13 protein-coding genes are annotated in these 13,495 nt (G+C 64.4%); 11 read left to right on the plus strand and 2 right to left on the minus strand.

Features of this window, described 5'->3' with window-relative positions; all coding sequences use genetic code 11:
* Positions 1-528: 528 nt before the first annotated feature.
* From OVA00_RS06030 to OVA00_RS06055, 6 genes are all read left to right on the plus strand, one after another.
* On the plus strand, positions 529-1,365 hold the full coding sequence (locus OVA00_RS06030; RefSeq protein ID WP_063891251.1) for a MurR/RpiR family transcriptional regulator: 837 nt from the start codon (positions 529-531) through the stop codon (positions 1,363-1,365).
* Positions 1,366-1,495: 130 nt separating this feature from the next.
* Positions 1,496-2,617 carry an ABC transporter substrate-binding protein gene (locus OVA00_RS06035; protein WP_060529786.1) on the plus strand — a complete coding sequence of 374 codons (1,122 nt, stop codon included), beginning with the start codon at positions 1,496-1,498 and terminating at the stop codon, positions 2,615-2,617.
* Positions 2,618-2,679: 62 nt separating this feature from the next.
* Entirely contained in the window at positions 2,680-4,425 is a 1,746-nt protein-coding gene (locus tag OVA00_RS06040; protein WP_268088349.1) for an ABC transporter permease, read from the plus strand.
* Positions 4,422-5,522, plus strand: a complete 1,101-nt coding sequence (locus tag OVA00_RS06045; RefSeq protein ID WP_060584557.1) for an ABC transporter ATP-binding protein — start codon at positions 4,422-4,424, stop codon at positions 5,520-5,522. The genes OVA00_RS06040 and OVA00_RS06045 overlap by 4 nt, the downstream gene beginning before the upstream one ends.
* Positions 5,519-6,124 carry a histidine phosphatase family protein gene (locus OVA00_RS06050; RefSeq protein WP_034801808.1) on the plus strand — a complete coding sequence of 202 codons (606 nt, stop codon included), beginning with the start codon at positions 5,519-5,521 and terminating at the stop codon, positions 6,122-6,124. Before OVA00_RS06045 ends, OVA00_RS06050 begins: the two co-directional genes overlap by 4 nt.
* A 22-nt stretch (positions 6,125-6,146) precedes the next feature.
* Entirely contained in the window at positions 6,147-7,832 is a 1,686-nt protein-coding gene (locus tag OVA00_RS06055; protein ID WP_112976807.1) for a Na/Pi cotransporter family protein, read from the plus strand.
* Positions 7,833-7,864: 32 nt separating this feature from the next.
* Here OVA00_RS06055 and pcaQ read toward each other — a convergent pair whose 3' ends face one another.
* Positions 7,865-8,791: a pca operon transcription factor PcaQ gene (gene pcaQ / locus OVA00_RS06060; RefSeq protein WP_034801846.1), complete on the minus strand. Its 927-nt coding sequence runs from the start codon at positions 8,789-8,791 to the stop codon at positions 7,865-7,867.
* Between the two features lie 93 nt (positions 8,792-8,884).
* Here pcaQ and pcaD point away from each other — a divergent pair, with 93 nt between their 5' ends.
* The 5 genes from pcaD to OVA00_RS06085 all read left to right on the plus strand — a co-directional run bounded on the left by pcaD (position 8,885) and on the right by OVA00_RS06085 (position 12,631).
* The gene (gene pcaD, locus OVA00_RS06065; protein WP_060529790.1) at positions 8,885-9,697 is read left to right on the plus strand and encodes a 3-oxoadipate enol-lactonase; all 813 of its coding nucleotides are present in this window, start codon (positions 8,885-8,887) and stop codon (positions 9,695-9,697) included.
* Positions 9,690-10,094, plus strand: a complete 405-nt coding sequence (pcaC, locus tag OVA00_RS06070; protein ID WP_034801802.1) for a 4-carboxymuconolactone decarboxylase — start codon at positions 9,690-9,692, stop codon at positions 10,092-10,094. Before pcaD ends, pcaC begins: the two co-directional genes overlap by 8 nt.
* A gap of 12 nt (positions 10,095-10,106) precedes the next feature.
* Positions 10,107-10,856 carry a protocatechuate 3,4-dioxygenase subunit beta gene (gene pcaH, locus OVA00_RS06075; RefSeq protein WP_268088350.1) on the plus strand — a complete coding sequence of 250 codons (750 nt, stop codon included), beginning with the start codon at positions 10,107-10,109 and terminating at the stop codon, positions 10,854-10,856.
* Positions 10,856-11,470, plus strand: coding sequence for a protocatechuate 3,4-dioxygenase subunit alpha (pcaG, locus tag OVA00_RS06080; protein ID WP_060584555.1), 615 nt, complete (start codon positions 10,856-10,858; stop codon positions 11,468-11,470). Before pcaH ends, pcaG begins: the two co-directional genes overlap by 1 nt.
* A gap of 105 nt (positions 11,471-11,575) precedes the next feature.
* The gene (locus OVA00_RS06085) at positions 11,576-12,631 is read left to right on the plus strand and encodes a 3-carboxy-cis,cis-muconate cycloisomerase (protein ID WP_060584580.1); all 1,056 of its coding nucleotides are present in this window, start codon (positions 11,576-11,578) and stop codon (positions 12,629-12,631) included.
* A gap of 21 nt (positions 12,632-12,652) precedes the next feature.
* Here the strand turns inward: OVA00_RS06085 and OVA00_RS06090 are convergent, their stop codons facing one another.
* Entirely contained in the window at positions 12,653-13,390 is a 738-nt protein-coding gene (locus OVA00_RS06090) for a FadR/GntR family transcriptional regulator (RefSeq protein WP_060529792.1), read from the minus strand.
* Positions 13,391-13,495 lie beyond the last annotated feature (105 nt).

The following is a 13,495-nucleotide window of genomic DNA, read 5'->3' on the forward strand; positions in this document are numbered from 1 at the left end:
TGGCCGTCACCGCCAGAAACATGTGTTTCGTCAGAAGCCAGCTGAAGCCTCCGATCGCCCATTCCCGTTTCCTGGGACGGCTGCCCGGGGTTGGGCCGAAGGTAAGGTCTGTCGTTTGGGGATCGCTCATGGTGGTTCTCGGAGTTTCTCTGCAATCAGCGGTGCAACCGGCAGGCACAGGATTCGTTGAGGCCGTGTGTGGGTTGCGTGGAGAGAGCGCCGAAATCGGAGGAGCAATCGTTCGAGGGACTTAGCTCGTCCGGCGCAATCACGGCCGGCGGCATCGGTTTGCGGTGCTTTGCAAAGAATCTGTTGGGCAAACGCACAGGTTGCAGGTTGTCCTGCATGGAGCACGCGCAGGTAGGTTTGTTGGGGCGTCTAGCCGGTAACCTGCAGGGCCGGGACCCCATCTGCAGACAGGAGGCATCACCCATTGCAGACCCTTGCAAAGATTCTTGCATTGCCATTATTGACGGCACGGAAAATTGCAGGAACGATGGATCCTGCAAATGAACTTGCGGGGACGTCATGACGATACTCGATCGCATTAAGACGCATTCCAGGCGGCTTACCGATGCGGATCAGAAGCTGATCACCACCATGCTGGAAAACCGGGCGGAGGCCGCGTTCCTGTCGGGCCCGCAGCTTTCCCAGCGCGCCTCCGTTCATGAGGCCACCGCCACCCGGCTGGCGCAGAAGCTTGGCTACAAGGGCTTTCCGGATCTTCGCGCGCAGCTGCAGCGCGAGGTGCTGGACGACCAGGACGCGGCCAACCGCATGCGCCGCTCGGTCTCGAAGGTCGAGCATGGCGACTACCTGACAGATCTGATTGCGGCCGAGATCAGCGCGCTCGAAACGCTCGCCCGGTCCGTCGAGCAGACGGATATCGACAGGGCCGCGGACATGATTTTTTCCGCACGTCGCGTCTTCATCTTCGGGCAGGGGCATGCGCAATCCGTGGCCGGCTTCCTGCAGCGTCGCCTCGATCGCTTCGGCATGACCACGATCCAGCTGACGGGGCGCGGCCGGGACATCGCCGAGCGCCTGGTCAGCATGGAGGCAGGCGACCTCATCGTGGCGCTTGCCTTTCGTAAACAGCCGCAAAGCTACGCCCCGCTGATGCGGCATGCGACACGGGTCGGTGCGCCCTCGATCCTCGTTTCCGATCTGGTCGGGCCGCTGATGGAGCCCGCTGCCGATCTGATGCTTGCAGCGCCGAGGGGACGCTCGGGCAGCGAATTTCAGACACCGACGATCCCGTTTGCGATCGTCAACGCCATCGTGCTGACGATCGCCGGCCGCCACCAGGGGCAGGTGATCGGCAGGCTGGAGAAGCTGTCGGAGTTGTTCAACGACTTCGACTAGAGCGCCTGCGTTCACAGGAACGCACAAGGGACGTTCTAATACTTTGATTCTAGAGCATCTTTCCGCCCGCAAGTGATCCCACTTGAAGGCAGAATGCTCTAGCGGGGAACTATAAAGGGAGGAGAACGAAATGCTGAAAAAACTGACCAGTGCCGCACTTGCCGCATGCTTTGCACTGCCATCCTTGACGATGGCGTCCGATCTCGACGGGCTGACGCCGCAGCAACTGCTGCCGCTCGCACAGAAGGAGGGAAGCGTTACAGTCTTCTCGCTTTCGAGCCGCATAGCCAAGATCGAGAAGGCCTTCGAAGAGACCTATCCGGGCATCGACCTCATCGGCCTCGACATGAGTTCGACCAAGCAGATCGCGCGTGTCGAAGCGGAGCAACAGGCCGGCGTGCATGCTGTCGACGTGCTCTATATTGCAGACACACCTGTCGTGTTCACCAAGCTTCTGGAGGGGAAGCGGATCGTGAACTATGTCCCGCCGCGGGTCGCGAACGAACTGGAGGATCGCTACAAGGCGCCGCTCCTGACCCAGCGCCTCTCGACGAAGGTGCTGATGTACAACGAGAAGGCGTTTCCTGATGGTTCGCCCGTCAGTAATCTCTGGCAGCTCACCCAGCCGGAATGGCAGGGAAGGGTGCTGATGGTCGACCCGAGCCAGCGTGGCGAACTTCTCGATCTCCTGACCGAGATCGCGCTGCATCCGGACGAAATGGCCGCCGCCTACAAGGCGCATTTCGGCAAGGATATCGAAGTTGAAGGTGATCTTCAGGGCGCCGGTGAGCAGTTCATCAAGGACCTCTTCGCCAACGACCTGATCCTGGTTCCCAACAGCGACGTGCTCAACAAGTCGGTGGGTGACGTCAACGCCAAGAGCCCGCCGGTCGGTTTCGGCACCTATTCCGACCGTCGTGACAACGAGAAGGAGGGCTGGGCGCTGCAGATCGCCAACAATGTCGAGCCGGCCAACGGCATCCTGTTTCCGGCGGTACTGACGGTCGCCGACAAGGCGCCGCATCCGGCGGCCGCTCGGTTGCTGATCGACTTCATGTTCGGCGACGATACGCCGACCGGCGGGGCGGGCTTCGAGCCCTTCAACGTTCCCGGCGACTACGCGACCCGCAAGACCATCGCCCACCATCCGGACTCGGTGAAGCTCGATGACTTAAAGGCCTGGACGATCGACCCGGCAAAGACGGCCGCCGCGCGCGGGCGCATTGCCGACCTGATCATCACGCTCCAGTAACGGAAACCGTCTGTCGGCACGCTTTTCCAAAAACGCGTGCCGACAGACGCCGAGGCTCTGACATGACATCCCTATCAATATCCGCACCATCGGGCAGCCGGCTGCTCCGATCGGGCTTCCTCTTGCCGGCAATTCTCGTCGCCATCGTCGCGATCCTGGTCGTCGCTCCGCTCTTGCGCATCCTCTTCACGACGCTGACGCCTGAGGGCATCGCGGCCTGGAAGGCCGTGCTCGCCAGCCCGCTCTCGGCCAACCTCTGGTGGCGGCCGCTCCTCAATACCATGATCCTCGGCTTCAGCGTCGGCGCCGGCTGCCTGCTCATCGGCGGCTTCCTTGCCTGGCTTGTGGTGCTGACGGACGTGCCGGGCCGCCGCTTCCTCGGCCTGATGGCGTCGCTGCCCTACATGATCCCGAGCTTTGCCGCAGCCCTTGCCTGGGGCACGCTGTTTCGCAACTCGCGTCTCGGCGGTTCGGCCGGCTTCTTCGAGACCAGCGGCCTTGCCATTCCCGACTGGCTCGCCTGGGGACTCATCCCGACGGCGATCGTGCTGATCGCGCACTATTATTCGCTCGCCTATACGATCATCGCCGCGGCCTTGAGTTCGGTCGGCGCCGATCTCGTCGAGGCAGGCCAGATGGCCGGCGCCAAGCGCCCGCGCATCTTCTTCGGCATCATCCTGCCGGTGGTCACGCCGGCGCTGATTGCCGCGGCATCGCTGACCTTCGCCGGTGCCGTCGCCAATTTCGCGGCACCCGCTTTGCTCGGCCTGCCGGTGCGGATGCAGACGCTTTCTACCCGTCTCTTCGGCATGATCGAGACCGGGCAGAACGAACGCGGCTTCGTGCTTGCGCTGCTGCTCATTGCAGTGTCGGCACTGTTCCTGTGGCTCTCCGATCGTATCGTCTCCGGTCGCAAGGCCTTCATCACGGTGACCGGCAAAGGCGGGCGGACCAAACGCTTCCCGCTTGGCGCCTGGCGCTGGCCATTCTTTGCCATCGCCGTCATCATCGGGTTTCTGACAACGGTGCTGCCGGTCCTCGTGCTGGCCGCGTCGAGCCTGGCACCGCAGAGCGGCGCGCTGTTTTCCAACTGGACGCTGCACTTCTGGATCGGCGAAGGTGGCGGCGAGATGGCGCAGGGGCAGGCGGGTATCTTCCGCAATCCTGTGCTGATCGACGCGATCTGGAACACGATCCGTCTCGGGCTGGTCGTCGCCTTCACCACGATGCTGCTCGGTCTTGGGCTGGCCTATACCATCGTCCAGCGCCGCGGCAGCCTGCTCGCGACGCTGCTGAGCCAGCTTGCTTTCCTGCCGCTTCTGGTGCCGAGCATCGCCTTTGCCGCGGCCTATATCGCGCTCTTCGGCGCGCCGATCGGGCCGCTGCCTTCGCTCTACGGCACCTTCGCCCTGCTGGTCATCGCGGCATCGGCGCACAATCTGCCCTTTGCCGTGCAGTCGGGGCGGTCGGTGCTCGGCCAGATCTCCGCCGACATCGAGGAAAGCGCCCGGCTGACGGGTGCGGGACTGATCCGTCGCCTGTTCGCGATCATCTTTCCCCTCGCGATCCGGGGCCTCTTTGCCGGCGCGATCCTCGTCTTCGTCAAGATGGTGCGGGATCTCTCGCTGGTCGTGCTGCTGTTCACCGCCACCTCGCCGGTCTTGAGCATGGTCGCCTATCGCTATGCTGCGGAAGGCTTCCTGCAGTTCGCCAATGCCATCACCCTCGTCATCCTCGTCGTCTGCCTGGCTGCCTCCTTCGTGGCCCACAGCCTGCAGAACCGTGTCCAGAAATGGAAAGCACCATGAATGCTTTAGCAACCGGCACTGCGGACGCCATCAAGATCCGCAGCCTCGTCAAACGCTTTGGCGCCTTTACCGCCGTCAAGGACGTCAACATCTCGGTACCGGCGGGATCCTTTCTCGTGCTCGTCGGCCCCTCGGGCTGCGGCAAGTCGACCCTTCTGCGCATGCTGGCCGGGCTTGAAAGCCCGAGCGAAGGCGAAATCGCCTTCGTCGGGCAGACCGTATCGAGCGGCGCGGGCGGCGTCATTGCCGACGCCGGCAAGCGCAACGCCGGGCTCGTGTTCCAGAGCTATGCGCTCTGGCCGCACATGACGGTCGCCGGCAACATCGCCTGGCCGCTGAAGGTCGCCAGATGGCCGCGCGACAAGCGCGAGCAGCGTGTGCGGGAAGTGCTTTCGCTTCTCGGCATCGACACGCTTGCCGAACGGTATCCGGCCGAGATCTCCGGCGGCCAGCAGCAGCGCGTGGCGATCGCCCGCACGATCGCGCCACAGCCGAGCATTCTTTTGTTCGACGAGCCGCTGTCGAACCTCGATGCCAAGCTGCGCATCGAGATGCGCAGCGAGCTGATGCGCATCCACCGGGCGACGGGGGCGACATCGGTCTACGTCACGCACGACCAGGTCGAGGCGATGACCATGGCGACCCATGTCGCCGTGCTCAACAACGGCCGCGTCGAACAGTTTGGCAAGCCGATCGATCTCCTGCGCAATCCGCAGACCACCTTCGTTGCGACCTTCCTCGGCACGCCGCCGGCAAACCTGATACCGGTGCACCGCGCCGGCGACGGCCTCGTCTTCGGCGATATGGTGCTCGCGCCGGCTTCCGTGGCGGCCGGCCGCGACGATGCGCAACTGCTCTACCGTGCCGAAGACGTCAGCGTCGGCGCGGTCGCCGGAGCACCGTCGCTTATGGCCCGCTTTGCCGAAGCAGCACCGATCGCGGGGCGAACCATGGTGACCGCCATGGTCGGCGACCTGCGCGTTACGGCCATGGCCGACAGCTACTTCACCGCCACACCGGGGGAGCCGATCCCCCTTTCCTTCATTCGCACCCCCGATGCGGTTTTCGCCGCCACCGGAGAAAGGATCCAACAATGAGGCTCATCCTCATGCGCCACGGCGAAACCCAGTGGAACGCCGAACAACGGCTCCAGGGACAGGACAACTCGCTCCTGTCCGAGCGTGGGGTGGCGCAGGTGAGGCGGTTCCGCCCCTACGCCAAGGCGTTGAAGCCGGTTCGCATTATCGCCTCCGATCTCGGCCGCACCCGGCAGACGGTCGCCCTCATCGGTCACCCGGACGCGCCGACCGACGAGCGCTTCCGCGAATTGGACATGGGCGAATGGACGGGACGGCGCAAGCCGGATCTGATCGCCGAGCGGCCGGAAGAATATGCCGCATGGCGCGCCGGTACGTTCACGCCGGCCAACGGCGAAACCTGGGGCGCCTTTCGCGGCCGCGTGGCCGAAGGTGTGCATGACTGGATGTCGCGCACCGAAGGGGACCTGCTCGTGGTTGCCCATGGCGGCGTGGTGCGCGCCGCCTGCCACGAATTCCTCGATCTTCCCCCGTCGCGCGTCGTCCCCGTCACGCCGGGGACGGCGACCATCCTGCATTTCCCGCGGCGCGGCAGCATGACCGCGCAGCTGGAGGGCTACAACATCGGATCTGTCGCACCCGACGACTTCGTCGCCGACTGATACTTGCGGCGAGGGGCATGAGATGAACTCCGGAACATTGGTTATCCTGGAACTTCTGGGTGGCGTGGCGCTGCTTCTATGGGGCGTGCGCATGGTGCGCACTGGCGTCATGCGCGGCTGGGGCGACCGGCTGCAGCGCTTTGTCGAAGAACGCCTGTCGAACCGGCTTACCGCCTTCGGCGGCGGGGTCCTTGCGACCGCCGTGCTCGGCAGCGCCACGGCCATGGCGCTGATCGTTGCCGGGCTTGCAGGCGCCGGCGCGATTTCGGCCCAGACCGGGCTCGCCGTCCTGCTCGGGGCGGATATCGGCTCCGCGCTCGTCTCCGGCCTCTTTGCCTCCGGCTCGTCGCTTGCCGGCGTGCTCGCTCCGCTGTTTCTCCTGACCGGATACATCGCATTCAGCGTATCCGGCGAATTCCGACCGCGTAACGCCGGCCGCATCCTGATGGGCCTCGGGCTGATGCTGATGGCCTTGAAGGTGATCGTGTCGGCGACCGCGCCACTGCGCGAAGCCACGCTTTTCCACGATGTCCTGCAGGCGGTCGCGACGGAGCCCGTGCTTGGCTTCCTCGTCGGTGCAATGCTTGCATGGCTGTTCCACTCGACGCTTGCCGTCATCCTGCTCGTCGCCTCGCTCCTGATGAACGGCAGCCTCGAAGTCGCCGGCGCCGTCCCGCTTATCCTCGGAATCAATTTCGGCGGCGGACTTCCGGCGGTCAGCGCCACGCTCGACCAGCCGCCATCTGCCCGCAAGCTGCCGGTCGCCAATCTCTTCTGCCGCGGGCTTCTGGCCGTGTCGCTGCTGCCCTTCGCGCGGCAGATCGTCGATATTGCCGGCCGTCTACCCACCGATCCGTTGCATGTCGCGGTCGGTCTTCACGTCACCTTCAACCTGGTCGTTGCGGCCGTGTTCCTGCCGCTGTCGTCGTTCGTCGTGAACCTTGTGGAACGGCTTGTCCCGCCAGCGCCGGTCGTTGGCGATCCCTTGACGTCTCCGCGCTATCTCGACAGCATGTCGCTGGAGACGCCGGCAATCGCGCTCAGCAATGCAACGACCGAAACGATCCGCATGAGCGAATTGCTGGAGCGCATGTTCCGGATGGCGCTGACGTCGTTACAGGCCGGCAGGCTCGAAAATCTGAAGGAACTGCTGCCCGTGGATGCACGGCTCGGCAATTACATGGCGTCGGTGCACGCCTATCTCGGACAATTGACACAGGACGGGTTGCCGGCCGGAGAGACGAGCAGAGCCCATGAGATCATGTTGTTTGCGAGCAATCTCGAACATGCGGGCGACGTCATCAAGCTAAGCCTTGCCGATCGCATCAGGGCGAAAATCAAGCAGAACATTCAGTTCACCGTCAGCCAGCGTGCGGCGATCGAGGCGCTCTCGGAGGTGATCGTGGCCTCGTTGCGATTGTTGCCTGCGGCCCTCTCCTCCCGCGACGTCGCGGCCGCATCGCGGCTCGCGGCCCAAAAGGACCGCTTCCGTGAACTCGAAGATGAAATCGTGCGCCGGCATCTCGGCGGCGAGCATGTGGAGACGGCGGCCGGTGCGAGAGACAATGCCCTATTCATCGACCTCGTGCGCGACCTCCACCGGATCAATTCCGATATCGCAGCCGCCGGTTATCCGCTGGTGCAGGCCGCAGGCCTGTTGAGCAGCAGCCGAATTCTCAACGTCGGAGCGGTTGCCGGTGCGAGATGATCGCAAAGGCGATGTCGATCGGCCAGGCGCTGCTAGAGCTTGGCTGAGACCGCTGTCGCCGCCTCTCGGATAGTCTGCATCAGCAGAGAAAGGGCGAGCGGCGGCACCGCGTCGGCGCGCATGGTCAGGCCAACAGGACCTTTCGTTTCGCTTGTGTCGATCGGCAGGATTGCGATCGTGCCATCGTCGACATCGGCGGCGACGACGCCGGCGGAGATGATCCAGATCGCATCGCTCGCCCGCACGAAGGCCCGGCCGAAGGCGTCGGACACTGTCTCGATCTGGTTCGGCAGACTGGCAATACCATTTGTGATCAGGAAGCGCTCGACGAAGGGGCGGATGATCGAGGCGCGTGTCGGCATCAGGACCGGGAAGTCGGCGAGCCGCGCAAAGGTGGAATGGGCGCCGGCAAGCAGCGGATGTCCAGCCCTGACGGCAAAGACCACCTGTTCCGAGTAGAGATGCTCGAAGGAAAAGCCGGTCATCTTTTCCGGTGCCGCAAGCCGCCCGACGACCAGATCGAGATCGCCGACGCGCAGCTGTTCGAGGAGGACTGCATTCTCGCCGGTGACGATCTTGATGCGGGCGCCGGTCTCCTCCTTGAGAAACAGCGTCATGGCGTGCGGCATGATGCGTGTCGAGACGGTCGGCAGCGCTCCGATGCGGACCGGAACGCCGTCGCCGGACCGTTCCTGCGAGACCGAATCGAGCCCTTGCCGAAGCGCCGTCAGCGCCGCACCGGCGTGGCGCAGGAACACCTCGCCATAGCGTGTTATCTTGATGCCGCGCCCGTCGCGCTCGAAGACCGCGACGCCAAGCACCTCTTCGAGTTCGCGGATCGTCTTGGTCACGGCCGGCTGGCTGACATGCAGCAGCTCGGCCGCCTTCATCACGCTCTTCTGCCGGGAGACCTCGACAAATGTCTGTAGATGGCGAAACTTGACCCGGGCGTCGATCATGGAATTCATAACCCTCAAGTTAATGAAATGCCATGAAATATCATTTTACCTAACCAGATTAAATATCCAATTTGGTGGCGGAGGAGAGAGCCCGTGCAGTTTGCCCGTATCAACGACATTACGATCCACTATCAGGTGATCGGCGCCACCGGCGACCGGCCGGTGCTGGTTTTCGCCAATTCGCTCGGCACGGATTTTCGCATCTGGCGCGATGTCATCGTCCGTCTTGCCGGCGATTTTGCCATCGTCCTCTACGACAAACGCGGCCATGGCCTCTCGGATATCGGGCCCACACCCTATGCGATCGAGGACCATGCGAACGACCTTGCCGGCCTGCTCGACATGCTCTCCGTCAAGCAGGCGATCATCTGCGGCCTCTCGGTCGGCGGCCTGATTGCGCAGTCGCTCTACCAGCGACGGCCCGATCTGGTGCGGGCGCTCGTCCTTTGCGACACGGCGCACAAGATCGGCACGGCCGAGACCTGGGCCGCACGCATCGCGGCGGTAGAGGAACACGGCATCGAGGCGATTGCCGATAGCGTGCTCGAGCGCTGGTTCACGCCGGCGTTTCGCCGCCCGGAAAACATCGCCTATGCCGGCTATCGCAACATGCTCGTCCGTCAGCCTGTAACCGGATACGTCGCCACCTGCGCCGCCATCCGCGACGCCGACTATACCGAGGCGGCAGCCCGCATCGCCGTGCCGACGCTTTGCGTCGTCGGCGATCAGGACGGCTCGACGCCGCCGGATGTCGTGCTTGCCACCGCCCGCCTCATTCCCGGTGCGCGCTACGAAGTCATCCGCGATGCCGGTCACATTCCCTGCGTCGAAAACCCGGAAGCCTTGACCGCGGTGCTTCGCGCCTTCTTCGAAATTGCAATGCATGGAGACAGGACCCATGAGTGACGCTTCTGCGCCCTCCGACCGCTATCGCCAGGGCATGGCCACGCGCCGTGCGGTGCTCGGCGACAATCACGTGGATCGGACGCAGTCGGTTTCCACCGAATTCGACCGCCCCTTCCAGGAGCTGATCACCGAAGCGGCGTGGGGCCATGTCTGGTCGCGGCCGACCTGGACGAAGCGTGAGCGCTCGATCGTGACGATCGCGTTGCTCGCCGCCCTCGGCCAGGACGACGAGGTTGCCATGCATGTGCGGGCGACCGCCAATACCGGTGCGACCCGCGAGGATATCTGCGAGGCGCTGCTGCACGTGGCGATCTATGCCGGCGTGCCGGCGGCCAACCACGCGATCAAGATCGCCAAGCAGGTCTTTGCCGAGATCGATGCCGGCACGGCGGCCTGACGGGAGGAAGCGATGTCCGACAGAACCAATGGAAAGCCGGAGACGGGCGCCTTTTTCGCGCGCGACCGTGGATGGCATGCGCCGGCGCTGACGCCGGGCTACAAGACCTCGGTGCTGCGCTCGCCTCAAAAGGCGCTGCTTTCACTCGACGGCACGATTTCGGAAATTACCGGCCCGGTCTTCGGGCACTCGGTCATCGGCGAACGCGACAACGACCTCATCCACAATTTCGCCAAGCCCGGTGAGAGCGCCATTGGCGAGCGCATCATCGTGCATGGCCGCGTGCTCGACGAGCGTGGCCGCGCCGTGCCTGGGGCGCTGCTCGAATTCTGGCAGGCCAATGCCGGCGGCCGCTACCGCCACAAGAAGGAAAGCTATCTCGCGCCGCTCGATCCGAACTTCGGCGGCTGCGGCCGCACGGTCACCGACGCGGAAGGGGGCTACGCTTTCCGGACGATCAAGCCCGGTCCCTATCCCTGGCCGAACGGCGTCAACGACTGGCGTCCGGCGCATATCCATTTCTCGGTCTTCGGCCATGGTTTCGCGCAGCGGCTGATCACCCAGATGTATTTCGAGGGCGACCCGATGATCTGGAAGTGTCCGATCGTCAACACCATCCCGGACCGCCAGGCGGTAGAACAATTGATCGCCCCGCTCGATTGGGCAAACACCATTCCCTTCGATGCACGGGCCTACAAGTTCGATATCGTGCTGCGGGGACGCCGCTCGACACTGTTCGAGAACCGGCTGGAGGGCAACTGATGGTTCAGCAACTCGGCTACCTCAAGGAGACGCCCTCGCAAACGGCCGGTCCCTACGTGCATATCGGCCTCACCCCGAACTTCTGCGGCATCACCGGCGTCTACGAGGCTGACCTCGGATCGCGGATGGTGAACGCTGAGACGCGTGGCGAGCGCATTACTATCACCGGACGGGTGATCGACGGCGCCGGCGCGCCGTTGAAAGACGCGCTCGTCGAGATCTGGCAGGCGGATGCCGCCGGGCTCTACAATTCGCCGACCGAGATACGCGGTGCTGCGGACGCAAACTTCACCGGCTGGGGGCGCTGCGCAACGGGCGCCGAAGACGGGGTCTTTTCCTTCGAGACCATCAAGCCGGGGCAGGTTCCCTACAGCCACGACCGGAAAATGGCGCCGCACATCACCTTCTGGATCGTCGCGCGGGGCATCAACATAGGGCTTCACACCCGAATGTATTTCCCGGACGAGGCGGCAGCCAACGCTGCCGATCCGCTGCTTGCGCGCATCGAACATCGCCATCGCGTCGCGACGCTTGTCGCGACCGGAACGGCGCCTAATTATGTCTTCGACATTCACCTGCAGGGTGAGAAGGAAACGGTCTTCCTCGACATCTGAACAGGAATGTCACGCCTGGACATGGAGTGCCGCATGGGCGGCATTCAGGGCAGCAGGTGGCATTTCGTTCGGCGAGCCGCATCCGCGACCAGAAACGGGGAAATCATGACCTATTCCGCCTTCGACCACCCTTATCTTTCCGGGTTGCTGGGGGATGAGGCGGTTGCCGCCGAGTTCTCGGCTTCCGCCGATATCCATGCGATGCTCGCCTTCGAGGCGGCGCTTGCGCGGGCCGAGGCCGTGCACGGCATCATCCCGGCCAAGGCTGCCGACCGGATCACCGAGGCGTGCCGCGCCTTTTCGCCCGACGTCAGCGCGCTGAGGCGGGCCGTGGCGGCCGACGGGGTGGTGGTTCCGGAACTCGTGCGACAGTTGCGATTGATCGTCGGCGGCGAGGCGGCAGACTATGTGCATTACGGCGCCACCAGCCAGGATGTCATCGACACCAGCCTGATGCTCAGGATGAAGGCGGTGGCCGAGCTTTTCGCCGTCCGGCTCGGCAACATCGTCACGGTGCTCGAGGAGTGCGACAACGAATGGGGCGAGCGCGGACTGATGGGGCGCACCCGTATGCAGGCGGCGATCCCGATCACCGTGTCGGACCGGCTGCGCAGCTGGATCGAGCCGCTGCTCGATCACAAGGACCGGCTGGAAGCCATGGATCGCGATCTCTTCGCCGTTCAGTTCGGCGGCGCCGCCGGGACGCTGGAGAAGCTCGGTGACCGGGCGGACGACGTGCGCGCGACGCTTGCCGAAGAACTCGATCTCGCCGACTTTCCGCAATGGCACAGCCAGCGCTCGGAGGTGGCGGACTTCGCCAATGCCCTGTCGCTGGTCACGGGCAGCCTCGGCAAGTTCGGCCAGGACATCGCCTTGATGGCGCAGCAGGGCGACGAGATCGAGCTTGCGGGTGGCGGCGGATCCTCGGTAATGCCGCACAAGCAGAACCCGGTGGCAGCCGAAGTTCTGGTGGCGCTCGCGCGGTTCAACGCGACCCAGCTTTCCGGCATGCACCATGCGCTGATCCACGAACAGGAGCGTTCCGGCGCCGCCTGGACGCTGGAATGGCTGATCATGCCGCAGATGGCTGGTGCGACGGCGGCAGCGCTTCGTCTGGCCGGCGAAATCGTGGGCAACATACGCCGGCTTGGCCGCGCCTGAGCGGGCTGGTGACGCGATCCCTCAGCGGGCCGCGCGCAACATCGAGCGGTAGCGCACCTGGCTGTTCTTGAGGTGCTGGCGCATGGCGCTGCGCGCCTGCTCCTCGTCTCCATCCTGGATGGCGATGAGGATCGCCTCGTGCTCGGCGATCAATCGCGACAGCTCCGCAGACGCCAGCACGGTTTCCTCGCCGCTCTCCGAAACCGCTCGGCGGGGAATGAGCGCCGTGCCGAGCATCTGCAGGAACTCGCTGAAGCGCGGGTTGTTGGTCGCCTGGGCGATCGCCAGATGGAAGTTGAAGTCGGCCTCCGCCGTCGGCCGCCCCTGCGCGGCGCTCTCGCAGAAACTGTCGAACGCTTCGGCGATCTTTTCTTCCTGGGCCGGCGAACGGCGAAGGGCGGCAAGCGCTGCGGCATCGCCTTCGACGGCGGTCCTCAGTTCCAGCATTTCGATCAGCGAAGAGACGCGCGCAAGATCGATGCCGTGGAACGGCAGCGGGGTCGAAGGCGCAGGCTCCAGCACGAAGACACCGATACCGTGCCGCGCCTCGACAAGCCCGCCGGAGCGCAGCGCCGCGATCGCTTCGCGCACGACCGTGCGGCTCACGCCGAATTCCTGCGTCAGCTGCGCTTCCGAAGGCAGGCGGTCGCCAGGCTTGTAATGCCCGGCGCCGATCTGGCCGCTGAGGGCGTCCGTTACCTTGGCCACCAGCGTCTTGCCTTGAGAGGCGGGGGGGTCGGAGGCGGTGACGTTGCTCATGGGAATGGCCGTTTCTGCGACTTGGGTGCTTTGTGTCTGGATACGCCATTGCCGATCAAGGGCGCAATCCATGGCTGGCTGCAATGCGCGGGAACCAAGGGTGAT

The sequence above is a fragment of the Ensifer sp. SL37 genome, assembly GCF_026672675.1.
Classification (GTDB): Bacteria; Pseudomonadota; Alphaproteobacteria; order Rhizobiales; family Rhizobiaceae; genus Ensifer; species Ensifer adhaerens.

Coding starts and splice junctions, on each gene's coding strand:
- OVA00_RS06030 (WP_063891251.1), top strand. CDS start 529: ATGACGATACTCGATCGCATTAAGACGCATTCCAGGCGGCTTACCGAT.
- OVA00_RS06040 (WP_268088349.1), top strand. CDS start 2,680: ATGACATCCCTATCAATATCCGCACCATCGGGCAGCCGGCTGCTCCGA.
- OVA00_RS06050 (WP_034801808.1), top strand. CDS start 5,519: ATGAGGCTCATCCTCATGCGCCACGGCGAAACCCAGTGGAACGCCGAA.
- OVA00_RS06090 (WP_060529792.1), bottom strand. CDS start 13,390: ATGAGCAACGTCACCGCCTCCGACCCCCCCGCCTCTCAAGGCAAGACG.
- pcaQ (WP_034801846.1), bottom strand. CDS start 8,791: ATGATCGACGCCCGGGTCAAGTTTCGCCATCTACAGACATTTGTCGAG.
- pcaG (WP_060584555.1), top strand. CDS start 10,856: ATGGTTCAGCAACTCGGCTACCTCAAGGAGACGCCCTCGCAAACGGCC.
- OVA00_RS06045 (WP_060584557.1), top strand. CDS start 4,422: ATGAATGCTTTAGCAACCGGCACTGCGGACGCCATCAAGATCCGCAGC.
- OVA00_RS06085 (WP_060584580.1), top strand. CDS start 11,576: ATGACCTATTCCGCCTTCGACCACCCTTATCTTTCCGGGTTGCTGGGG.
- OVA00_RS06035 (WP_060529786.1), top strand. CDS start 1,496: ATGCTGAAAAAACTGACCAGTGCCGCACTTGCCGCATGCTTTGCACTG.
- OVA00_RS06055 (WP_112976807.1), top strand. CDS start 6,147: ATGAACTCCGGAACATTGGTTATCCTGGAACTTCTGGGTGGCGTGGCG.
- pcaH (WP_268088350.1), top strand. CDS start 10,107: ATGTCCGACAGAACCAATGGAAAGCCGGAGACGGGCGCCTTTTTCGCG.
- pcaC (WP_034801802.1), top strand. CDS start 9,690: ATGAGTGACGCTTCTGCGCCCTCCGACCGCTATCGCCAGGGCATGGCC.